General features: G+C 68.3%; 15 protein-coding genes. 7 read left to right on the forward strand and 8 right to left on the reverse strand.

The features are described 5' to 3' along the window. Positions 1-52: 52 nt before the first annotated feature. The 5 genes from aprA to aprX form a co-directional block, all read right to left on the reverse strand. Positions 53-1,492, reverse strand: coding sequence for a serralysin family metalloprotease AprA (gene aprA, locus JHD77_RS06880; protein WP_023126363.1), 1,440 nt, complete (start codon positions 1,490-1,492; stop codon positions 53-55). Between the two features lie 358 nt (positions 1,493-1,850). Next, positions 1,851-3,296, reverse strand: a complete 1,446-nt coding sequence (aprF, locus tag JHD77_RS06885) for an alkaline protease secretion protein AprF (protein ID WP_012614361.1) — start codon at positions 3,294-3,296, stop codon at positions 1,851-1,853. A 3-nt stretch (positions 3,297-3,299) separates the two neighbouring features. Beyond that, positions 3,300-4,598 carry an alkaline protease secretion protein AprE gene (gene aprE / locus JHD77_RS06890; protein WP_003082540.1) on the reverse strand — a complete coding sequence of 433 codons (1,299 nt, stop codon included), beginning with the start codon at positions 4,596-4,598 and terminating at the stop codon, positions 3,300-3,302. Continuing rightward, positions 4,595-6,376, reverse strand: a complete 1,782-nt coding sequence (aprD, locus tag JHD77_RS06895; protein ID WP_003105063.1) for an alkaline protease secretion ATP-binding protein AprD — start codon at positions 6,374-6,376, stop codon at positions 4,595-4,597. The genes aprE and aprD overlap by 4 nt, the downstream gene beginning before the upstream one ends. 86 nt (positions 6,377-6,462) lie before the next feature. After that, the gene (gene aprX, locus JHD77_RS06900) at positions 6,463-7,707 is read right to left on the reverse strand and encodes a type I secretion system-dependent protein AprX (protein ID WP_003082538.1); all 1,245 of its coding nucleotides are present in this window, start codon (positions 7,705-7,707) and stop codon (positions 6,463-6,465) included. 1,040 nt (positions 7,708-8,747) lie between these two features. Here aprX and JHD77_RS06905 point away from each other — a divergent pair. Continuing rightward, a complete protein-coding gene (locus tag JHD77_RS06905) occupies positions 8,748-9,062 on the forward strand; it encodes a LasR-specific antiactivator QslA (RefSeq protein ID WP_003086723.1) in 315 nt (104 codons plus the stop codon). A 235-nt stretch (positions 9,063-9,297) separates the two neighbouring features. After that, the gene (locus JHD77_RS06910) at positions 9,298-11,874 is read left to right on the forward strand and encodes a PAS domain-containing protein (RefSeq protein WP_191519245.1); all 2,577 of its coding nucleotides are present in this window, start codon (positions 9,298-9,300) and stop codon (positions 11,872-11,874) included. 22 nt (positions 11,875-11,896) lie between these two features. Here the strand turns inward: JHD77_RS06910 and JHD77_RS06915 are convergent, their stop codons facing one another. Continuing rightward, the gene (locus tag JHD77_RS06915) at positions 11,897-13,669 is read right to left on the reverse strand and encodes a S8/S53 family peptidase (RefSeq protein WP_191519246.1); all 1,773 of its coding nucleotides are present in this window, start codon (positions 13,667-13,669) and stop codon (positions 11,897-11,899) included. Between the two features lie 79 nt (positions 13,670-13,748). Beyond that, on the reverse strand, positions 13,749-14,309 hold the full coding sequence (locus JHD77_RS06920) for a TetR/AcrR family transcriptional regulator (RefSeq protein WP_003086720.1): 561 nt from the start codon (positions 14,307-14,309) through the stop codon (positions 13,749-13,751). Between the two features lie 164 nt (positions 14,310-14,473). On the opposite strand from JHD77_RS06920, the gene JHD77_RS06925 reads away from it, so the two are divergent. The 5 genes from JHD77_RS06925 to JHD77_RS06945 all read left to right on the forward strand — a co-directional run bounded on the left by JHD77_RS06925 (position 14,474) and on the right by JHD77_RS06945 (position 20,692). Next, positions 14,474-15,271: a crotonase/enoyl-CoA hydratase family protein gene (locus tag JHD77_RS06925; RefSeq protein ID WP_023084483.1), complete on the forward strand. Its 798-nt coding sequence runs from the start codon at positions 14,474-14,476 to the stop codon at positions 15,269-15,271. A 56-nt stretch (positions 15,272-15,327) separates the two neighbouring features. Further along, positions 15,328-16,212, forward strand: coding sequence for an alpha/beta hydrolase family protein (locus tag JHD77_RS06930; protein WP_023087648.1), 885 nt, complete (start codon positions 15,328-15,330; stop codon positions 16,210-16,212). Between the two features lie 382 nt (positions 16,213-16,594). Next, entirely contained in the window at positions 16,595-18,043 is a 1,449-nt protein-coding gene (locus tag JHD77_RS06935; protein WP_033999078.1) for an efflux transporter outer membrane subunit, read from the forward strand. After that, entirely contained in the window at positions 18,040-19,191 is a 1,152-nt protein-coding gene (locus tag JHD77_RS06940) for an HlyD family secretion protein (RefSeq protein ID WP_004348730.1), read from the forward strand. The genes JHD77_RS06935 and JHD77_RS06940 overlap by 4 nt, the downstream gene beginning before the upstream one ends. Next, positions 19,181-20,692, forward strand: coding sequence for an MDR family MFS transporter (locus JHD77_RS06945; protein WP_191519247.1), 1,512 nt, complete (start codon positions 19,181-19,183; stop codon positions 20,690-20,692). The genes JHD77_RS06940 and JHD77_RS06945 overlap by 11 nt, the downstream gene beginning before the upstream one ends. Before the next feature lie 2 nt (positions 20,693-20,694). On the opposite strand, the gene JHD77_RS06950 is transcribed toward JHD77_RS06945, so the two are convergent. Next, positions 20,695-21,477, reverse strand: coding sequence for an AraC family transcriptional regulator (locus JHD77_RS06950; RefSeq protein ID WP_003082522.1), 783 nt, complete (start codon positions 21,475-21,477; stop codon positions 20,695-20,697). Between the last annotated feature and the right edge of the window lie 116 nt (positions 21,478-21,593).

Genomic DNA, 21,593 nt, shown 5'->3' on the forward strand with positions numbered 1-21,593 from the left:
CCGAAGGGCCGCGGTTCGTACCGCCGCACCGAACCGCGCCCGCTTCAGCGCGTCAGACGACGATGTCGGCCTGGGTCGCCTGGCCGATCAGATTGATCGCGAAATCGGCATGGGCGTCCCCGCTGAAGTCGATCGCCAGGCTGCCGGCCTTGCTCGCCGCGTCGTAGGACAGGATCGCCTGGCCGGCCTGGCCGGCGAAGGCGTCGACGTATTGCAGCACCAGCCCGCCGTTGACGAAGGCGTCCAGCCCGGACAGGTCGATCTTGTCCTGGCCGCTGACGAAGTCGCGCAGGGTATCCGGCGCCGCCGCGGAGGACTCGGCGATATCGCCGTAGACGAAGGTGTCGGCTCCCGCGCCGCCCCACAGCTGGTCCGCGCCGAGGCCGCCGTAGAGGATGTCGTTGCCGGCGCCGCCCTTGAGCACGTTGGCCACGTCGTTGCCGATCAACAGGTCGCTACCCGAGCCGCCGATGGCGTTTTCCACGGTGACCCCGGCAGCGATCGACACGTTACCCTTCAACCCGCCGACATCGGACAGCGCCTTCTCGTTGAGGTTGATCTTCTGGTTCTGGCTGAAGCCGGAGAAGTCCAGGGTGTCGTTGCCGCCGGCGTCCCACACCGAGAACACCAGCTTGGAACTGGACGAGGTGGCGCTGTAGAAGTCGCGCTCGGTGTTGGAGTTGAAGCCGTACACCGTGTCGCCGGTGCGGGTGGTCAGGTTGGCCCCGTAGAGCTTCTGGATCGCCGCGATGTCGTCCAGCAGCGGTGCCGAGGAATAGGCGCCCTTGAAGTCCTGGCCGGTGTTCTGCTCTTCCCAGTAGCTCATCACCGAATAGGCGCGGGTGTCCTCGGCGTAGGTAGCGTCGGCGTAGGTGGGATCGCCCTCGCCGGCGTTGTAGTCGCCGGGGTGGCTCAGGCCCAGGGTATGGCCGATCTCGTGGGTCAGGGTCTGGCGTCCGTAGTTGCCGTTGGCCGGATTGACGTTGGCGCTGTAGCTGCTGTTGATCAGGTACCAGGATTGCCCCTTGAGCGCATCCGGTACATCCGGCAGGAAGGCGAACGCCGCACCGCCGACACTACTGCTGAAGTTGCCGAAGGTCAGGTCGCCCTGATCGCCCTGGCCCGCGTCGACGAAGTGGATATTGGTGACGTCCGACCAGGATTGCAGCGACAACTTGGCCTGGGCCTGCTGCTGCGCGGAGAAGGCGCTGAACTTGCCCAGCGAGTAGATATCGCTGACATACTTCCACGGCGTATTGAAGAAGTCGTTCGGCTTGGTCAGGAACGAATAGGACAGGGTCAGCACCGAGTCGCCCGGCGCTTTCTGCCACGACGCCTGTTCGCGGAGGATCTGCTCCGCCGCCTGGTCGACGGTATAGGACGGATGGCCATTGACCAATTCGTCCCCGCCCCGCGCATAGGCATGCAGGAAGTTGTCTACCTGGGTATACGCATCGCTACGACCTTTCAATGCAAGAGAATTGCTGGACATTGTCATATCCCTTTAAGTTGTAAAGGAAATAACTCGGATACAATTATCGGATGGATAATTGCAGTTATCGGCCAGATCAGGCCGAAGTCCAAACTGACACAGCTTATTTTCCAATGTCCACAGGTTTCATGAAAAAAATTAAGCTGCACTTAAAGCATATGCACGAACGAATTCCGCATATATGAAATCATGCAGGAAAGATAAACTACCGAAGACACTGGAATATTATAAAAACCGTTTCATATAAATAGCGCCTTATTGGAAAAACAATTCCGTGCGTATTGTTCGACCTCTGTCGACCCGCCCGGGACATCGACTTCACGCCAGGCGAACAATTGCCTGCACGTCCTTCGCGGTCTCAATTGAGCGCGCCCCGGTTTTCCTCCGTATCGGTCTTCGACAGGGTGTGCAGCGGCGCCGGGCAATCCGTCGTCGCGCAGTCGCGGCGGCGCGCCGGCGTCTCGCCGGAAACGAAGTTCGCCGCCACCAGTTCCAGGTCGGCTTCGTCCAGCACCCCGGCGTAGAAACGCAGGCGTGCCCAGGCCGTGAGGTAGTCGTACTTGGCCTTGGACAGCTCGTTCATCGCGCTGTACAGCGCCTGCTCGGCGTTCAGCAGGTCGAGGTTGACCCGCACCCCGGCGGCGATGCTCTTGCGCGTGGCCATCACCAGCGTCCGCGCCGAATCCACGGTCATCTCGTAGGCGCGGATCTTCGCCGCGCTGCTGCTGCTCTGGTTGTACATCTTGCGCACCTGGTTGAGGGTCTCGCGGACCTTGTCGTCCAGGTCGTAATGGCTCTTCTCCATGCGATGCGTGGCCTGGCGCGTCGCCGCCAGGGTCTCGCCGCCGGAGAACAGCGGAACGCTCAACTGGATGCCGACGCTGTCGGTCTCGTAGCGCTGGTTGTAGGTGTTCTCCGAACCGGACTTGGACTTGCCGGTGCTGGCGTACAGGCCCAGGCGCGGCAGGAAGTCGGCGCGGTTCTGCTCGACCTCGTAGCGGGCCACGTCCACCGCGTGGCGCAGCGAGGCCAGCTCGGGATTCTCGGCCAGCGCCAGGTCGCGCCAGGCGGTGTAGCTGGCGGGGCTCAGCGGGCGCACCTGGAAGCGTTCGCCGAGCGGCGCCAGGTCGGCGATCTCCAGCGGCGCCCCGACCAGCCGCTCCAGCTCGCGCAGGGCGGCATCCTGGCTGTCCCGCGCCTCGATTTCCTGGGCCTGGGCCAGGTTGAAGCGGGCCTGGGTCTCCAGGGTGTCGGTGCGGGTGCCGTTGCCGCGCTCGAACTGGCGCTGGTTGAGCTGGAACTGCTCGCGGTAGGAGCGTTTCTGCGCCCGCGCCAGTTCGATCTGGTCCTGGGCCAGCAGCGCGCCGGTATAGGCTTCCAGGACCCGGACCAGCAGTTCCTGGCTCTGGCTGCGGAAGCGCTCGTCGGACAGCAGCGCCTGGGCCACGCCCTTGCGGTAGCGGCTGAAGGCCTCGTAGTCGAACAACGGCTGTTGCAGGCTGAGGGTGGAGACGTAGCTGTCGTAGTCGCGGTCTTCCTTGAAATCGCCGCGGGTGGTGGTCTGGGTCACATCGGACCAGCTGCGCCCACGGTTGTAGCTGTACACCAGGCGCGGCAGCAGCGCCGCGCGGCCGAGCGCACGGTATTGCCTGCCGGCCTCGTGCTCCTGGATCGCGGCCTGGAACTGCGGGTCGTTCTCCAGGGCCAGGTGATAGCCGTCCAGCAGGCCGAGGGCGAAGGCGTCCTCGCGCAGCAGCAACAGGAAGGCGCCGAACAGCCAGGTCATCAGGCGGCGCATGGTCATCGGTCAGTTCTCCGCCAGCGCCACGTGGGCGCGGTCGAACAGGGGCTTGAACAGGTAATTGAGCAGCGAGCGCTCGCCGGTGCGGACGAACACCTGCACCGCCATCCCCGGGCGGATCTGCAGGCCCTTCAGCTTACCCATCGCGGCCGCGTCGACCTGGGCGCGCAGCGCGTAGTAGGGCTGCTTGTTCTGCTCGTCGAGCAGGCGGTCGGCGCTGACCATGGTCACCTCGCCGGTGACCCGCGGGGTCTTGCTCTGGTTGAAGGCGGTGAACAGCATCTCCACCGGCAGCCCGCTGTGGATCCGGTCGACCAGGTTCACCGCGAGCTGGCCCTCCACTTCCAGGCTGTCGCTGTTGGGCACGATGTACATCAGCAATTCGCCGGGGCCGATCACCCCGCCATCGGTGAACACCTTCAAGCCGGCCACGTAGCCGCTGACCGGCGCGCGGATCTCGGCGTGGCGCAGTTCGTAGCGCGCCGAGGACAGCTCCTCCCAGAGCGTCCGCGCATTGACCTGGGTTTCCGCCAGTTGCCCGTTGACTTCCTTGCGGTACTCCTCCTCGCGTTGGGCGATGCGCATCTGCGCCTCGGCGATGCTCTGGCGGATCTGCCCGAAGCGACCGCTGCTCTCCGATAGCCGGGCGTTCACCTCGGCCAGTTGGCGCTCCTGTTCGAGCAACTGGTTGCGCGGCATGTAGCCTTCCTCGGCGAGGTCGCGCGCACCGCTCAACTGGCTGTTCAACAGGCGTTGTTGCAGGCGCTGGTTGCCCTCGGTCTGGCGCAACCCTTCGAGCTGGGCGCGCAGCCCCTCGATGTTCGCCCGCAATGCGGAGAGTTCGTTGGCCAGCGCGGTCTGGCGGCTGTGCAGCAACTGCCGCTGCAACTCCAGGCGCTCGCCGAGGGTCGGCAGCGGGGCCTGCTCGGCCAGCCCCGCGGGCATCTCCAGGGTCCGCCGGCCGTCGTATTCGGCCTGCAGGCGCGCCTGGTTGAGCCGCGCGTTGGCGTACCGGTTGAGCAGCGAATCGACGTTGGCCCGGGCCTGGGTCGGTTCCATGCGGATCAGCGGCTCGCCCGCCTCCACATGCTGGCCGTCGCGCACCAGGATGTGCTTGACCACCCCGCCCAGCGGATGCTGCACCGACTTGCGCTGGCCGGAGATGATCACCGTGGCCGGCACCGCCACGCCCTGGTCGAGCGGCGCGAAGGCGGCCCAGAGCAGCGCGCCGCCGAAGCCGAACAGGACCAGCAGCCAGCCCAGTCGCGCATAGGCGTTCTCGTCGCGTTTCACCGTGCGGGTCATTCCACACCTCCCTGGCGCGGCGCGGCCACCACCTGCGGCGCGCCGTAGCCGGCCACCCGGTAGTCCGCGCGCTGCTGCGACGCCGACGCGGCGCGCTGGTTGTTCAAGGCGGCGAGCACCTGGTCGCGCTCGCCGTACAGGTGCAACTGGCCGGCGTTCAGCGCCAGCAGGCGGTCGGCGCAACCCAGCACGCCGGCCCGGTGGGTGATCAGCAGCACCGTGCAGCTACGCGCCTTAAGCGCCTGGATCGCCGCCAGCAGCGCCTGCTCGCCGCTGTCGTCGAGGTTCGAGTTGGGTTCGTCGAGCACCACCAGGGTCGGCGCGCCGTACAACGCCCGGGCCAGGGCGATGCGCTGGCGCTGGCCGCCGGAAAGCCCGGCGCCGCCGACGCCGAGCACGGTGTCGTAGCCCTGCGGCAGGCGCAGGACCAGTTCATGGACCCCGGCCAGGCGCGCCGCCTCCACCACCTTGTCGGCCTGCACCTCGCCGAAGCGGGCGATGTTTTCCGCCACCGTGCCGGCGAACAGTTCGATGTCCTGCGGCAGGTAGCCGATGCGCGGGCCGAGGGTCTCGCGCTCGTACTGGCGGATCTCGGCGCCGTCCAGGCGCACGCTGCCGTGCAGGGTCGGCCAGATGCCCAGCACTACCCGCGCCAGGCTCGACTTGCCGGAGCCGGACGGACCGATCACGCCGACCACCGAGCCGGCCGGGATCGCCAGGGTCAGACCACGCAGGGTGCGCGCCTCGCTGCCGGGCGGCGCCGCGTCCAGCGATTCCAGCAGCAGGTGGCCACGCGGCTCGGGCAATTCCATGCGCCGCTCGCGGGCGGGGAATTCGTCGAGCAGGCCGCTCAGCCGGCGATAGGCATCGCGCGCCGCGCCCCACTGCTTCCACACGCCGATCAGTTGGTCGATGGGCCCCAGCGCACGGCCCATCAGGATCGAGCCGGCGATCATCATCCCCGGGGTGATGCGTCCCTCCACCGCCAGCCAGGCGCCGAGGCCGAGCACCAGGGATTGCAGGGCGATGCGCAGGTATTTGCTCAGCGCGTTGATCCGCGCCGCGCGCTCGCTGGCCAGGCTCTGCTGGTCGAGGAACGCCTGGTGCAGCCGTTCCCAGCGCCCGCGCATGCTGCCGAGCATGCCCATCGCCTCGATCACCTCGGCGTTGCGCAGGTTGTTGCTGGCCAGTTGGCCGGACTTGATCGACAACTCGCCGGCCTTGGCCAGCGGCGCACGGGTGGCGCGTTCGTTGAACCAGGCGAGGGCCATCAGGGCCAGCGCGCCGACCAGCGAGAGCAGGCCGAGCCAGGGGTCGAAGAGGAAGATCACCAGCAGGTAGACCGGGAACCAGGGTGCGTCGAAGAAGGCGAACAGCGCCTGGCCGGTGATGAACTGGCGCAGGGTGGTCAGGTCGTGCAGCGCCTGGCTGGCCTCCTGGCCGCCGGCGCGCAGGTTGCGTTCGAAGGCGGCGGCGTAGATCCGCCCGTGCAACTGGCCGTCGAAGCGTTCGCTGACCCGCACCAGGACGAAGCTGCGCAGCGCCTCCAGCGCGCCCATGAAGACGAACACGCCAAGCGCCATCAGGGTCAGCATCAACAGGGTGACTTCGTTGGCCGAGGACAGCACGCGGTCGTACACCTGCAGCATGTACAGCGAGGGCACCAGCATCAGCAGGTTGATCACCCCGGAGAACGCCGCCACGCTGCGCAATGCGCCGCGGCTGGCCGCCAGGGCCTGTTTGATTTCGTTGGTAACGCTGGAACCGAGCCTTGCCATCGAGCGCGCTCACTTCTGCCACGACTGCCGCTGGAATCCCGAATGAGCCCGGATGGCACCTCCCTGTGCCGGGCGTTCCCTCGCCGTCAGGCGGCCAGGGCCTGATGCTCCGGCGCCGGGTCGGCGCCGATCAGCTGGATTGTCGGCGGCGCCGCTTCGCCGCCGTGGCCGAGCAGCGCCGCGAGCACCTTGCCGGCCCCGTCCAGTGCGCTGTGCGCGGTATCCCCGGCGATACCGGCGACGATCGACAGGTCATTGTCGAGGTCATGCACCAGCTCGATCTGGCCCTTCGGCCCGACCCCGGCGACATCGACACCGGCAATCGTTTGCGCATACAGCTTGCTGTCGAAGTGCAGGTCCAGCGTCGGCAGCGAGACACCGATGTCCTTGACCACCGGCACGTAGCCGAGGATGCCGCCGACGATGGGCAGGTCCTTGAGGGTCACCTCGTTCCAGCTCAGCAGCTTGACCTCGTTGTAGCTACCCAGCTCCAGGGTGCCGCCGAGATTGGCCACGCCGAGGTTGTAGCTGGGTCCGGCGATACCGTAGAACTTGGCGCTGAAGCCTTCCTTGTCGACCGAGCCGACCACTCCCAGGCCGCCGAGGTTGAGCGGCGCCAGCACCGGCACCAGCGGCGCGGTGATCGGATTCAGCGCCAGGGCTGCGGTGACCAGCGGAGTCAGCGGCGTCTCGCCGCCGAAGGTCAGGCCTTGCTCGGTGAAGGAGACGTTGATCGGCAGCGGGCCGAGGATGCCGCGGCTATCGGGAATCACGCCCTGGTCGTGATTGCCGCCGAGCAGCGAGCCGATCACATTGACCCCGAGCAGGCCGTCGCTATTGCCGAGGCTTAGCGAGCCACCCTGGTAGGCGGCGTGGTAGAGATCGTTGGCGGCCTTCAGGCTGTCGCTGCCGAATTCCCAGGCATGGCCGACGGTGGCACCGACGCCCTGCCCCAGGTCACCGACCAGCTTCAGGTAATCCTCCGGCTCGACGCGCCCGTGCAACAAGTCGTCGGCGATCGCCAGCGAGTTGCCGGCCAGCCCGCCCAGCGTGCCGACCGCGGAGCCTACGGTGTCGAGGGCGTCGCCGGCGATCTCGCCGAGCGTGCCGGCCACCGCGCCGACCGTACCCTCCAGCGCCTGCTCCACGCTGGCAACGGCGTCATGCACCGATGTAAGCGCTTCGTGCACCTGCTGCTCCACGGCGTCGACGGTGGAGCCCACCAATGTCCTGGCCACGTCCGCCACCGCCGTGACGGCGGTGGCGGCCACCTGCGTCGCACGCTCGTAGACCTGACCGAACAGGTTCGCGGCTGCATTGAATAATCCCATCTTCTGTTCCTCGATTGAGTTGTCTCGGTTATCGCGTTTCCGGCGCAGGTCGCTGTTTACCGACCGAACCGGTCACGCGGTTAAGCGCAGTCAGTGAGTTCCGCGAGAAAACGGAACGCGGGTACCTGAAAGTTCATCAGGCCTGGCGACAACTTGTTTTTATTGGAAGACAGGAGCCCCCGAGGGCGAAACCCATTTAATCCCGAGCAGCCCGCAACAGAGCGCTCTCCACCGCTTCGCCTGTTAAGTAGGACTAACATGGGAAAGGCAAATTTGTACCACCACTTAAATCAGTTCAATACTTTGGTTGGGCATACCGACCTGTCAGTTCTGCCAGGTGGATTTCCAAGCCCCTGATTCCTAAACGGATTATTGACGCTTTTAATTAATATCGAATGACGGACGGTCGCCCCGGTACGAACTCTGACGAAAATCAGAAATGAAGAAAGGGTTATATCCTTATGCACCAAAGTGCCGAGCCGCCCTCGCGGCGTGCCCAACTAGCGTGCAACTTCGGCAGCGCCCTCTTCGAAGAAGCGAATGACACTTTTGCGTGGCTCATAAGGAATACTCTTATTACGTGAAGCGCATCACAAAATATTGAATCGAACAGTCCAGGCGGATTGTTTTCTCCTGGTAAACGATGATTAACGGCGCGCTCCAAGGCCGGGTTATTTCAATGAATCGCTTCAGCCAACGCCTTGCCTGCCGATAGCCTCTGCCGTCACCCGTTCCCGCCCTTGCTCCCCGCCTTGCCTGCCCCTATCCTGCGCCCGTCACGGCCAAATCCGTGACCGGGTTTGACAGCCCGAAGAGACGGCGCGATGCGCCGAGCGGTGCATGCGAAAGCAGCGAATGCTTTTGCAGGCATCGGCTCGACCGCAGTTTTCCAACTGCGGGCCTTCATGGCGGATCGCGTGGGGAGACCCTCGTGGTCTGCCGGTTCCGTTTCCCGGTCTGTCAACCCTGCGCGATCCTGCCTCCATCGATTGACAGCGAAGGCGGCAGGTCATGTGACTCTCAGAAACGGAGTACCCAGCATGACGAAGGATGAAAAGGAAAAGACCCACGTCGACGCAATCATCGAACGCTACAAGGACCTGATGGTCGAGATTCCCCCCGCCGACCGGCAACCCGGTCTCTCCCTGCTCTGGCCGGTTCCCGCCCAGCCCGCCATCGACAAGGGCGTCCGCCAGGCCGAGAACTGGCTTGCCGATCAGATCGAAGGCCAGCTCTGGACCGCCTTCGCCTTCGGCCGCGACAGCCTGCCCACACCGATGCAGAAGACCGCCTTCGAAGTGGCCTTCCTGACGCGCCTGCAGCAGCGCCTGGTAGCCGCTCGACGTTCCGGTTGACCCGGCCATGGCGAATGACGCCGGTGGCGTCGTTCGCCCCTACGCCAAGTCTCCATCGCGGTCTCGGGCACCGCGTACGAAATCATCGCCAGACTCCGCCTGGCAACGCGCCGAGCGTCTGGAGCGCCCCGGTGCGCCATCCCGCCCAGCCGGATTGAACGCAAGCGCACCCACCGCCCTCCTATGTTCCATACGACCCACCACCTCAACCGGAACCGAGCAAGACTCCGCAGACATGGCACAGCCTTTCACCATCGAACCGGACCCGAACACCCTCGACCATCCACCGGCCTTCCTGGCCAACGGAGGAGCGGTCGGGAAACTGTTGCTCAGCCTCGACGCGGCCAGTTCGCCCCTCGGCCCGCCGGACGCCTGGTCGGCGAGCCTGAAGACGACGATGGCCACGCTGCTGCCGGCCAAGGCGCAGATCGTGCTGTTCTGGGGCGCGGAATTCGTCGCCCTGTACAACGATGCCTACGCGCCGAGCATCGGCGACAAGCATCCGCGCGCCCTCGGCCGGCCGGCGATAGAGAACTGGCGGGAGCTGTGGGATGACCTCGAACCGCTGCTGCGCGGTGTGTACGAGACCGGCGAGACCTTCGCGGCAAAGGATCGGCCCTTCTACATCGAACGCCACGGGCGCGGCGAGACGGTCTATTTCGACGTGTCCTATTCGGCGGTGCGGGAAACCGACGGTTCCGTCGGCGGCGTGCTGTGCATCGTCACCGAGACCACCGAGCGGGTGCGTTTTGAACGCCGCCAGGCGTTCCTCCTGGAACTGGGCCAGACCCTGCCGTCCCTGGCCGATCCCCTGGAAATCGAAGCCACCGCCCTGCGCCGGCTCGGCGAGGAGCTGGGCGCGTCGCGGATATTCTTCGGCGAGGACAACGGCGACGGCATGACCTTCCAGGTTCATCGCGACTATCTCCACGACGGCCGCTCGGCGGTCGGTCGGCATCGCTACCTGGCGTTCGGCGCCACCCTGTCCGGCGAACTGCATGCCGGACGCAGCGTGGCGCGGGAAGACCTCGCCGGGGAGCGCGGCATGAGTCTCGACGAGGCGGCGAGCCGCGCGCGCCTGGGGCTGGGCGCCACGCTGCACGTCCCGGTGCTGCGCCACGGCCGGCTGGAGGCGCTGCTGGCGATCCACTTCGCCCATCCGCAGGCGCTCGGCGAAGATTCGCGCCGCCTGGCGGAGGAAGCCGCCAAGCTGGCCTGGACCTCGCTCACCCATGCCCGCGCGGAGCTGGCGCTGCGCACCAGTTCCGCGCAACTGGCGGCGATGTTCGACCAGGCCAGCGCGGGCATCGCGGTATGCGACCGGAACTGGCGCTTCACCCGGGTCAACGATCGCTACTGCGAGATCGCCGGCCGTTCGCGCGAGACCCTGCTCGGCCTGCGCATGCAGGACATCCTCGACCCCGCCGACTTCGCCCTCCCCGCGGCGCCAGGCGGAGCGACCGGCGCGGCGTTCGAGATGAGCGGCCGCTACGTTCGCCCCGACGGCGATACGGTGTGGGTGCAGAACCAGGTCACGCCGCTGGTGGACGAGCAGCATGCCGCCAGCGGCCTGCTCTGCGTGTGCATGGACATCAGCGCGCGGGTACGCGCCGAGAACGAGCTGCGCGAACTCAACGAAAGCCTGGAAGAACGTGTCGCGACCATGCTCGCCCAGCGCGAAAGCGCCCTGGCGCAGCTTCACGAGGCACGCAAGATGGAGATGGTCGGCCAGTTGACCGGCGGCATCGCCCATGACTTCAACAACCTGCTGACGCCGATCATGGCCTCGCTGGAACTGATCCGCCGGCGGCTCGACGACGCCCGCTCCACCGACCTCATCGACGGCGCGCTACAGTCCGCCGAACGGGCGCGGAACCTCGTCGGTCGCCTGCTCACCTTCGCCCGCCGGCAAACCCTCAAGCCGCAGGCGGTGGCCCTGCGCGAGCTGGTCGAAGGCATGCACGACCTGATCGAGCGCTCGCTCGGCCCGACCATCGAGGTCCGCATCGAGATCCCGGAACGCCTGCCGGCGGTGGTGGTGGATCCGCACCAGTTCGAACTGGCCATCCTCAACCTCGCGGTGAACGCCCGCGACGCCATGGGCGAAGGCGGCCGCCTGGAAATAGGCGCGCGGACCGACCTGGTGATCGACGGCGCGGTGGACGGTCTCGGCGCCGGCCGCTACGTGTGCCTGGAAGTCGCCGACAACGGCGGAGGCATGCCCGCCGAGGTGCTGGCCCGCTGCATGGAGCCGTTCTTTTCCACCAAGGGCGTGGGCAAGGGCACCGGCCTCGGCCTGTCGATGGTCCAGGGCCTGGTCGCCCAGTCCGGCGGCGGCCTGGGCATCCACTCGGAGATCGGCAAGGGGACCCGGGTGAGCATCTGGCTGCCGATCACCGCGGAGCAGACGCAATCCACCGCAGAAAGCTGCCCGGACGCACCGGAGGCGTTGCGGCCGACCCACGTGCTGCTGGTCGACAACGACAGGATGGTGCGCTACACCACCGCGCTGCTGCTCGGCGATCTCGGCTACCAGGTCAGCGAGGCGGCGTCGGCGGAGGAAGCCCTGGGCGAGGTCGAGCGCGGCCTGGCGCCCGACCTGCTGGTCACCGACCATCTCATGGCCGACAAGACCGGCGTGCAGCTTGCCGAGGAACTGCGCCAGCACTTCCCGCAATTGCCGGTGCTGGTCATCACCGGCTACGCCAACCTCAGGCCCGAGCAACTCAACGGCTTCGAGGTGTTGACCAAGCCGTTCCGCCACAACGAACTCGCCGAACGCCTCGCCCGGCTGCTGGAAGCCTCGCCGTGAGGCCCCGGGCCGGCGGAACGCCTCAGCGCACGCGCTCGCGGCTCTTCACCGCCAGGTCCAGGGCTTTCTGCATGTCCAGCCGCGCCGAGCGGCCGACGTCGCGGTGGTCCAGGCGGTAGCCGCGCTCCGAGGGCAGGATCGGTGCGGTGAGGTCCTCGGCATCGGCCGGCTCGAAATCGTAGTCGCCGCCGATGGTCATGGCGCTGCGCCGGAGCAGCATGCGGATCTCCTCGGGTCGCAGCCGCGGGTTGAGGGAAAGCATGGCGGCGACCGTGCCGGCGACCATCGGCGTGGCATAGGAGGTGCCGCAGTGCACCTCGCCCCGCGCGTCCCGCTCCAGGGTCGAGGCATGGGTACAGGCGGCGGCGGTGACATCCACCCGCATGTCGACGTTCGAGGTGCTGCGCTTGACCGCGTAGGCCGGGTCGTCCACCGCCAGGCCTTGGCGCTCGCTGCGCTGGTGGCCGCCCACCACCAGCAACTGCTCGGTAACGAAGGAGGACGGCAGGCGGTATTCGTCGGTACCGGAGTAGGACGAGCCGTTGCCGGCGGAGTTGACCACCAGCACGTCCGGATGCTCCTTGCGCAGCCAGAGGAAGAACTCCTCGAGCAACTCCTCGTAGCCGCTCATGGCGATCCCCGAGCGCACCAGCGAATCCACCTCGTCGCCATCGACGTCGCGAGCGCCGACGCGGTGGATGCCCCAGCTCCAGTTGAGCACCCGCACGCCATCCTCCACCAGGTTCACCGAGGCGGCGACGTTGGCCGTGATGCCAGCATCCGAATTGCGCTCGACGATCACTTCGAAACCCTGGCTGGCGCGGTCCAACCCACGCAGGAAACCACTGTTGCCGCCCTGGTCCCAGCGCGCGGCGAGGATGCCGGCGACCGTCGAACCGTGGTTGTCGGGACGTTCGGCATCGCGCGCGTAGAGGCAGGTACGCGGTGCGGGCGCCTTGCAGGGGCCGAGGTAGTCGGCGAAGTCGGGAGCGTCGAAATCGACGTCGCGCTCGATCACCCCGATGCGCACCGGGCGGGTCTCCAGCGGCGCCTGGCGGGCGCGGACCCGACGCTGGTAATAGTTCACCGCGTCCATGAAACGATTGGCCGCCCACTCGTCGGAGTCGCTGTCCGGCTTGTCCACGGGCCGGCGCGCCGCCTCGGTTTCCTCGCCCTTCTCCGGCGCGGACTCCTCCACCACCACGGCGTCCACGCTGGTCTCGCTGCCGATGCGGAGGACCAGCGCGTCGCGCTGGACGAGGTCGCGCGCCGGCAGGCGCAACTGGTAGAGGTTCAACGGCGGGATCGCGCCGACCACCCGCGCGCCATATTTATCGGCCAGGCGTTCGGCCTCCCGGCGACCGTCGTGGTTCTCCTCGATCAACAGGCTGACCAGGTCGACGTAGGTGGTCAGGCCATCCATGTTCTTCGCCACCTCGTCGGGACCGGCGGCGAGCACATGACTGCCGTTCAGGGTCAGCCATACCGGATTGCTGCTGCGCCCGCCCTGCTCCAGCCAAAGCGGACCGCTGGCGTGGCCACGGCGGTCCAGGCGGAGCTGCAGGCCGTCGCCCTCGCGCCACAGGGCGGTGGTCGGCAGTTCGCGGCCGTCCAGCAACAGGCGCGGCAGGCCGGAGCCCAGGCCGCGCACGCGCAGGCACCACTCCTGCCGCTCGCTGGCCAGGAGATCGCCGCAGCGCTCCAGGCGCTCCAGGCGCAGGGGTGTTTCGGCGGCTACCAAAGGACTGCCCAGGGACGCGAAAAGGATGGCGAAAACGGCACGGCGCAGCGGCATGGACTCGGCTTCCGGAACGGGGACCTGTTGTTCCGACCACCTGGCGAAACGCTTCGTTCAGGTTGAAGGCGGGCGCAGGCTAGCCCGCCAGTTGCTCCAGCGCTCGCCGGGTGACGCCATCGATATAGCCCGGCTCGCCATAGATGCGCGCCAGCAGGATGGCGCCTTCGAAATCGGCCACCAGTTGCCGGCCGCGCTCCAGCGCCTGCGCCTCGTCGAAGGCCGGGCGGTAGAGCTGGGCGAAGGCTTGCGCCCAGTCGTCGAGGAAACTGCGGATCGGCGCCATCAGCTCGCTGCGACCATAGCTGGCGTCGACCGCGACCACGCCCATCAGGCAGCCGATGCTGTCGTCCTGGAACAACCGGGCGGCCTTACGGCCGAGTTTTTCCAGGCGCTCGCGGGGCGTCAGCAGCGGGTCGTAGGCGATGCTGAAGAGCGTCTCGGCGAGCCGCTGGTGGGTCCATTCGAGAACGTCGCGGAGCAAGGCTTCCTTGTTCGGGTAGTGGTGGTAGAACGAGGCCTTGGTCAAGCCGCAGGCGCTGGACAGCATTTCCATGGTGGTGCCGTGGTAGCCGTAGCGACGGAAGGTGCCGGCGCAGCGCTGGAGAAGCTCGTCGCGGGAGATTTTCAACGGACGCACGGAAGGTTCCTGCTCTCGATCAAAGGCGTTGATTCTATGCCATAAGCCTTGGCGCCTCAATTTGACGGTTACCGAATGTTTGTTTAGTTTTTACAAACCGAATGTTCGGTAGGTAACTAGAAGAAGTTTCCGCTCCACCAACCCAAGCACAGGAGAGAGGCATCATGAGCGAAGCCAACAGCGGCCCGGGCCGCGTCACCCGAGAGCAGCGCGGTCATCTGTTTCTCATCGGCCTGGACCGCGTGGGCAAGCGCAACGCCTTCGACAGCGCAATGCTGGCGGACCTGGCGCTGGCCATGGGTGAATACGAGCGCAGCGAGGAATCCCGCTGTGCCGTGCTCTTCGCCCATGGCGAGCACTTCACCGCCGGGCTCGACCTGATGGAACTGGCACCGAAGCTCGCCGCCAGCGGTTTCCGCTATCCGGACGGCGGCGTCGATCCCTGGGGCGTGGTCCAGCCGCGTCGGAGCAAGCCGCTGGTGGTCGCGGTGCAAGGCACCTGCTGGACCGCCGGGATAGAGCTAATGCTCAATGCCGACATCGCGGTGGCCGCGCGCGGCACGCGCTTCGCCCATCTGGAGGTGCTACGCGGCATCCCGCCGCTGGGCGGATCCACCGTGCGCTTCCCGCGCGCGGCGGGCTGGACCGACGCCATGCGCTACATCCTCACCGGCGATGAGTTCGATGCCGACGAAGCCCTGCGCATGCGCCTGCTCACCGAGGTGGTGGAACCCGGCGAGGAACTGGCACGGGCCCTCGAATACGCCGAGCGGATCGCCCGGGCCGCGCCGCTGGCGGTGCGCGCCGCGCTGCAATCGGCGTTCCAGGGGCGCGACGAGGGGGACGATGCGGCGCTGTCGCGGGTCAACGAGTCGCTGGCCGCGTTGATCGGCAGCGAGGACGTCCGCGAGGGCGTGCTGGCGATGGTGCAAAAGCGCGCGCCGGCGTTCAAAGGCCGCTAGCTCCCCTGCGGGTCGACCCCCGGTCGCTCCGCTCCATCTCTCCTGCGGAAACCGACATGACTTCGTTGACTCAACATTCCGCAGCGCCGGTGCGGATGGAACGCCTGGCCCTGCCCGCGACCGACGGCTATCCGCTGTCCGCCTACCGCTACCACGCGCCGGGCCACGCCCATGGCAACCTGCTGGTGGCCGGCGCGACGGGCGTCGCCCAGCGCTTCTACCGGCGTTTCGCCGAACACGCCGCGCGCCAGGGCTTCGACGTACTCACCCTGGACTATCGCGGCATCGGCGAATCCGCGCCGGCAAGCCTGAAGGGCTTCGCCATGTCCTACCTGGACTGGGCCTACCGGGACCTCGCCGCCGCCGTCGAGCTGCTCGGCCGGGAGGAGCGGCCGCTGTACTGGGCCGGCCACTCCTTCGGCGGCCACGCCATCGGCCTGCTGCCCGACCATGGGCGGCTCGCCGCCTGCTACAGCTTCGGCAGCGGCGCCGGCTGGAGCGGCTGGATGTCGCGCCGCGAAGCGCTCAAGGTGCGCCTGCTGTGGACCCTGGTGCTGCCGCCGCTGGTGGCCTGGAAAGGCTACATGGCCTGGAGCCTGCTGGGCATGGGCGACGACCTGCCGCTGGGGGTCTACCGCGACTGGAAGCGCTGGTGCCGCCATCCCCGCTACTATTTCGACGACCCGGCGATGCGCCACCTCCACCAGCGCTACGCCGCAGTGCGCACGCCCTGTCTGTTCGCCACCGCCCTGGACGATCCCTGGGCACCGCCGCGCTCGCGGGACGCCTTCGTCGAGGCCTACCGCAACGCACCGCTGGAAACCCTCGACCTGCGACCCGACGGTGGACCGCTCGGACACATGGGCTACTTCCGCGCCGGTGCAGAGGCGCTGTGGGACGACGCCCTGCGCTGGCTGAGACGGCATCCGGAGAACGCCTGAAAGACCAGCGAGCGCGCGCCATGCACCCGTTGCCGTTGTCCCTTCGCCTGTTCGCCGTCGCATTCTGGCTGGGCGTGGTCGCCGTGGAGTTCCTTCTCGAACGCAGCCGCGCCGAAAGCCGCGACCGGGGTTTCGCCGGGAGACCGCCACCAAGGCCGACAGCTTTGCCGGGGTGAACCGCTACTCCCGGCAGATCGCCCGCATCTCCCTGCTGGCCATCCCGGCCGGGCTGCTGGCCCTGGGCTGCGGCCCGTACCTGATGCGACAACGCTGAAAAATCCGCCGACTGTCCATTTCGCGACGATGACTGGCGCTTTTGCCGGCGCAGGCCGCCTGCGCCTGCCTTACCGTTCCCCGCTCTTTCAGACACGGGAGCAGGGCAATGCCGCTTGCCAGTCATCTGCGTTGCGTGGCGCTGGCGCTGGGGATCTCCACCGCGCTGGGCTGCGCGAACCGCAACCAACCCGCGCCACGCGCGGAAAGCCTCGACCCTGGCCTGTCGAGGGTGGCGGGAACCCGCGGCGACGCGCTGCCCGCCCAGTGGTGGACGCTCTACCAGGACCCTGGGCTGAACCACCTGGTGGCCGCCGCGCTGCGCCACAACCGCGACCTGGCCGCAGCCGATGCCCATGCCCGCGCGCTCCTCGGTCATCTGCGCGGCGCACAGGGCGAACGCTGGCCACGGACCGAGGTCGGCTATGGCTACCAGTATGGGCGCGACGGCGACGACCAGACCCTCGCCGAAGCCACCGACGAGGACCTGCGCAGCCAGTGGAAACACACCGCCCGCCTCGACCTGTCCTACCAGTTGGACCTGTGGGGCGAAGTCCGCGCCCGCATCGCCGCGGCGAAGGCGGATGCCGAAGCGGCGCAAGCGGCGCGCGACCTGCTCAGGGTCAGCGTGGCCAGCCAGACCACCCTCGCCTACGTCCGCGCCTGCGCCCTGGCGCGACGGGCAGAGGTACAACGCCGATCGGTCGGTCTACTCGACGCGAGCCTGGCGCTGAGCGAACGCCAGCTCGCCGCCGGCCTTTCCAGCGAGCTGCAGCGACGCCGGCTGCTGGCCTTGCGCGAGCGGACCCGCGCCGCGCTGCCGATGCTCGAGGCGCGGCGGCGCGCGGCACTCTACGAACTGGCGCTGCTCAGCGGGCGCTCGCCGCGCCAGTTGGACGCTCCTGCCGCGACCTGCGCCGGCATACCGCAACTGCGCCGTGCCCTGCCCACCGGCGACGGCTGGAGCCTGCTGGCGCGCCGCCCGGACGTCCGCGCGGCCGAGCGCCGGCTCGCCGCCGCCGACGCCCGGCGCGCGCTGGCCAAAGCCGAGCTGTACCCGCGCATCAGCTTCGCCGTCGGCGCCGAAACCTCCGCAGTGACCCTCGCCGGCCTCGGCGCCAGCGGCGCGCTGGCCTACGCGGCCGGCCCGCTGCTGAGCTGGCGCTTCCCCAACCGGGAAAGCGCGCGAGGCCGCCTGGACAGCGCAGCGGCAGAGCGCGACGCCGCCCTGGCGCGCTTCGACGGAGCGGTGCTCGGCGCCCTGCGCGAGGTCGAGCGTGCCCTGGCGCTGTATGCCGGCGAGCGCCAGCGGCGTGCCGACCTCCAGCGTGCCCTCGACGAGCAGCGCCACGCCTACCGGTTGGCGCGCAGCAACTATCGCGCCGGCGCCCTCGATGCCCTCGAGCTGCTCGACAGCCAACGCAGCCTGGTCGCCGACCGGGCGCGCCTGGTCGACGCCGAGATGCGCGTCGCCGAGCGCCAGGTCGAACTGTTCCGGGCTCTCGGCGGCGGCTGGCAAGCCGCTCCCAGCCCCTCCCACCAGGAAAACGGACAATGAACCAGGCAATCAGGGAACCCATCGAACACACCACTGGCGAAACCATGCCAGCAGCCACGCGCCGGCGCCGAACCTGGCTGCTGAGCGGCCTCGCCGGCGCCATCGCGCTCGCCGCCCTGCTGGCCTGGTGGTGGAGCAGCGGACGCTTCCTGGAGGGCACCGACGATGCCTATGTACGCGCCGACTGGGTGGCGGTCAGCGCGCAGGTCTCCGGCTACGTCGCCGAGGTGCTGGTGGCCGACGACGCCGACGTCCAGGCCGGCGACCTGCTGCTGCGCCTGGACCCGCGCGACTTCCGCCAGCGCCTGCGCGCCGCCGAGGCCCGCGAAGCGGCGGCGCAGGCGGCGCTGGAAGCCCAGCGCGCGAAGCTGGAGACCCTCGATCGGCAACTGCTGGAGCAGGCGCAGACGATCAGCCGCGCCCGCGCCGATGGCGAAGCGGCGCGAGCCGAATGGCGCCGCGCCGAGACCGACTGGCGACGCTACCGGCAATTGGCCGACGAGCATGCCACCAGTCGCCAGCGCCTGGAGAACGCCGACGCGGCGCACCAGCGAGCGCGGGCGGCGGCGCGGCGGGCAAGCGCCGAGGAAGGCCGCCAGCGCGCCGCCAGGGACGTACTGAAGAGCCGGCGACGCGAGGCGGAGGCGGCGCTCGCCCAGCGCCAGGCGGAGCTGCAGGAAGCCGCGGCGGCGCGCGAACTGGCGCGCCACGCCCTGGACGATACCGAAATCCGCGCCCCATTCGCCGGCCGCGTCGGCCAGCGCAAGGTGCGCCTGCGCCAGTACGTCACGCCGGGGCTGCCGCTGCTGGCGGTGGTGCCGCTGGAGCAGGCCTACGTGGTGGCCAACTACAAGGAGACCCAGCTCGAACGCATCCGCCCCGGGCAACCGGTAGAGCTGGAGGTGGACACGTTCGGCCGCCGCTGGCGCGGCCGCGTCGACAGCGTGGCGCCGGCCTCCGGCGCGGTATTCGCGCTGCTGCCGCCGGACAACGCCACCGGCAACTTCACCAAGATCGTCCAGCGCTTCCCGGTGCGTATCCGCCTGGACGCCGACGCCGCCGAGCGGGGCCGGCTGCTTCCGGGGATGTCGGTGATCGCCACCGTGGACACTCGCGAACCGGACGGAGCCTCCGCCGATGAGCGCTGACGACAAGGTATCGCTGCGTGCCTGGGTCGCCGTCACCGGCGGCCTGTTCGGCTGCTTCATGGCCGGCATGAACGTGCACGTCACCAGCGCGGCGCTGCCGGAGATAGAAGGCGCGCTGGGAGCCACCTTCGAGGAGGGCTCGTGGATCTCCACCGCCTATCTGGTCGCGGAAATCAGTATGATCCCGCTTACCGCCTGGCTGGTGGAAGTGTTCTCCTTGCGCCGGGTGATGCTCCTCGGCTCGCTGGTGTTCCTGCTCAGTTCGCTGAGCTGCGCGCTGGCGCCGAACCTGTCGACGCTGATCCTGATCCGGGTGATCCAGGGGGCTTCGGGGGCGGTGCTGATCCCGCTGTCGATGCAACTGATCCTCACCGAGCTGCCGTCCAGCCGGATACCCCTCGGCATGGCGCTGTTCAGCCTTTCCAACAGTGTGGCCCAGGCCGCCGGCCCGTCGATCGGCGGCTGGCTGGCGGATGCCTATTCCTGGCGCTGGATCTTTCTCCTGCAACTGTTGCCGGGGATCGCCCTGCTGGCCGCGGTGGCCTGGTCGATCCGCCCCCGCGACGGCGACCGCGAACGCCTGCGCCAGGCCGACTGTCTCGGCATCGGCGCGATGGTCGCCGGCCTCGGCGCGCTGCAGATCGTGCTGGAGGAAGGTGGCCGCCGCGACTGGTTCGAGTCCGGCTTCATCCGCACCTTCGCCGTCCTCGCCGTGCTCGCCCTGCTGCTCTTCGTACAGCGCCAACTGTGGGGCGCGCGGCCGTTCATCAACCTGCGCCTGCTGGGCAGCTACAACTTCGGCGTGTCCAGCCTGGCGATGGCGGTGTTCGGCGCGGCGACCTTCGGCCTGGTGTTCCTGGTGCCCAACTACCTGTCCCAGTTGCAGGGTTTCAACGCCCGGCAGATCGGCGACAGCCTGATCCTCTACGGCCTCGTGCAACTGCTCCTGGCGCCGCTGCTGCCGCGCCTGATGCGCTGGCTGAACCCCAAGCTGCTGGTGGCCGGCGGCTTCGCGATCATGGCCCTGGGCTGCTGGATGGGCGCGCACCTGAACGCCGACGCGGGACGCAACGTGATCATCCCCTCCATCGTCGTGCGCGGCATCGGCCAGCCGCTGATCATGGTCGCGCTCTCGGTACTGGCGGTGAAGGGCCTGGACAAGGCCCAGGCCGGCTCGGCCTCGGCGCTGATCTCGATGCTGCGCAACCTCGGCGGCGCGATCGGCACCGCGCTGCTGACGCAACTGGTCTCGCTGCGCGAGCGCTTCCACTCCGAGCGGATCGGCGAGACCCTGACGATCTTCGACGGCGCCCTGCAGCAGCGCCTGGGCGGTGGCCAGGTGCGGATACAACTGCCGGAGCAGCAGCAGGCGCTGGCCCTGCTCGACCACGGGGTGCGCCAGCAGGCCTACCTGATGGCCTACTCCGACGCCTTCTACCTTTCCTGCGTGGCGCTCCTGGCCTGCGCCCTGGCCTCGCTGATGCTGCGCCAGAAGGACTGAACTCAGTCGCCCTCGGCCACCCCGTAGGCGGCGCCGCGGCCGAAATAGAGGCTCGGCGAAACGCCCAGGGTCCGGCGAAACATGGCGCTGAAGGCGCTCTGGCTGTCGTAGCCGAGGTCCAGTGCGACCTCGAGGATCGAGTGCCCTGCCGCCAGCGCATCGAGGCTGGCGAGCAGGCGCATGCGCCGCAGCCACTGGACGAAGCTGAGACCGGTTTCGCGCTGGAAGGCGCGGGTCAGGGTCCGCGGGCTGACGCCCAGGCGACGCGCGGCATCGCCCAGGCTCCAGTCGGCGGCCGGCTCGGCGCGCAGGCTGCGGCACAGCGCCGCCAGTCGCGGATCGACCGGCTGTGGCACGTGCAGGGCGAGGATCGGCAGCACCCGCAGTTCATCGAGGATCAGCTCCATCACCCGCTCGTCGCGGCCACCCGGCGGGTAGTCCGGGGCGATCCGCATCGCCGCGACGATCAATTGCCGCAGCAACGGCGGCACGTCCACCACCCGGCAGTCCCGCGGTAGGTCGTGGCGCGCCTGCGGGGCGATGAACAAGGTGCGCATGCGCACCTGGCCGGCGAAACGCAGGGCATGCTCGATACCGGCCGGCAACCAGACACCGCGTCCCGGCGGCACCACCCAGGTGCCCTCGGCGGTGCCGACCGTGACCACCCCGCTGAGCGCATGGATCAATTGCGCGCGCGAATGCCGGTGCAGCTCGACGCGCTCGCCGTGGAGATAATCCTGGGCATAGGCGAAGACCGGACGGGTGGAAGGCAGGTCGATCAGCATCGGGCGGGCCTTGGCGGGCAGTGGGGGCGCTGTCTTTTTACCAGCCGCGCCATGCTAACGACCAGTCCCGGCGAAGCACGCCGGCGCTCGCCGCGACGCGGCGAGCGCGCTACCCT

This window comes from Pseudomonas sp. P20 (assembly GCF_016463925.1).
In the GTDB taxonomy this organism is placed as follows: domain Bacteria; phylum Pseudomonadota; class Gammaproteobacteria; order Pseudomonadales; family Pseudomonadaceae; genus Pseudomonas; species Pseudomonas aeruginosa.

What these genes read in the sequence shown, in the direction of transcription:
- aprA (WP_023126363.1), bottom strand. Translation starts at nt 1,492, where the DNA reads ATGTCCAGCAATTCTCTTGCATTGAAAGGTCGTAGCGATGCGTATACC.
- aprF (WP_012614361.1), bottom strand. Translation starts at nt 3,296, where the DNA reads ATGACCATGCGCCGCCTGATGACCTGGCTGTTCGGCGCCTTCCTGTTG.
- aprE (WP_003082540.1), bottom strand. Translation starts at nt 4,598, where the DNA reads ATGACCCGCACGGTGAAACGCGACGAGAACGCCTATGCGCGACTGGGC.
- aprD (WP_003105063.1), bottom strand. Translation starts at nt 6,376, where the DNA reads ATGGCAAGGCTCGGTTCCAGCGTTACCAACGAAATCAAACAGGCCCTG.
- aprX (WP_003082538.1), bottom strand. Translation starts at nt 7,707, where the DNA reads ATGGGATTATTCAATGCAGCCGCGAACCTGTTCGGTCAGGTCTACGAG.
- JHD77_RS06905 (WP_003086723.1), top strand. Translation starts at nt 8,748, where the DNA reads ATGACGAAGGATGAAAAGGAAAAGACCCACGTCGACGCAATCATCGAA.
- JHD77_RS06910 (WP_191519245.1), top strand. Translation starts at nt 9,298, where the DNA reads ATGGCACAGCCTTTCACCATCGAACCGGACCCGAACACCCTCGACCAT.
- JHD77_RS06915 (WP_191519246.1), bottom strand. Translation starts at nt 13,669, where the DNA reads ATGCCGCTGCGCCGTGCCGTTTTCGCCATCCTTTTCGCGTCCCTGGGC.
- JHD77_RS06925 (WP_023084483.1), top strand. Translation starts at nt 14,474, where the DNA reads ATGAGCGAAGCCAACAGCGGCCCGGGCCGCGTCACCCGAGAGCAGCGC.
- JHD77_RS06930 (WP_023087648.1), top strand. Translation starts at nt 15,328, where the DNA reads ATGACTTCGTTGACTCAACATTCCGCAGCGCCGGTGCGGATGGAACGC.
- JHD77_RS06935 (WP_033999078.1), top strand. Translation starts at nt 16,595, where the DNA reads ATGCCGCTTGCCAGTCATCTGCGTTGCGTGGCGCTGGCGCTGGGGATC.
- JHD77_RS06940 (WP_004348730.1), top strand. Translation starts at nt 18,040, where the DNA reads ATGAACCAGGCAATCAGGGAACCCATCGAACACACCACTGGCGAAACC.
- JHD77_RS06945 (WP_191519247.1), top strand. Translation starts at nt 19,181, where the DNA reads ATGAGCGCTGACGACAAGGTATCGCTGCGTGCCTGGGTCGCCGTCACC.
- JHD77_RS06950 (WP_003082522.1), bottom strand. Translation starts at nt 21,477, where the DNA reads ATGCTGATCGACCTGCCTTCCACCCGTCCGGTCTTCGCCTATGCCCAG.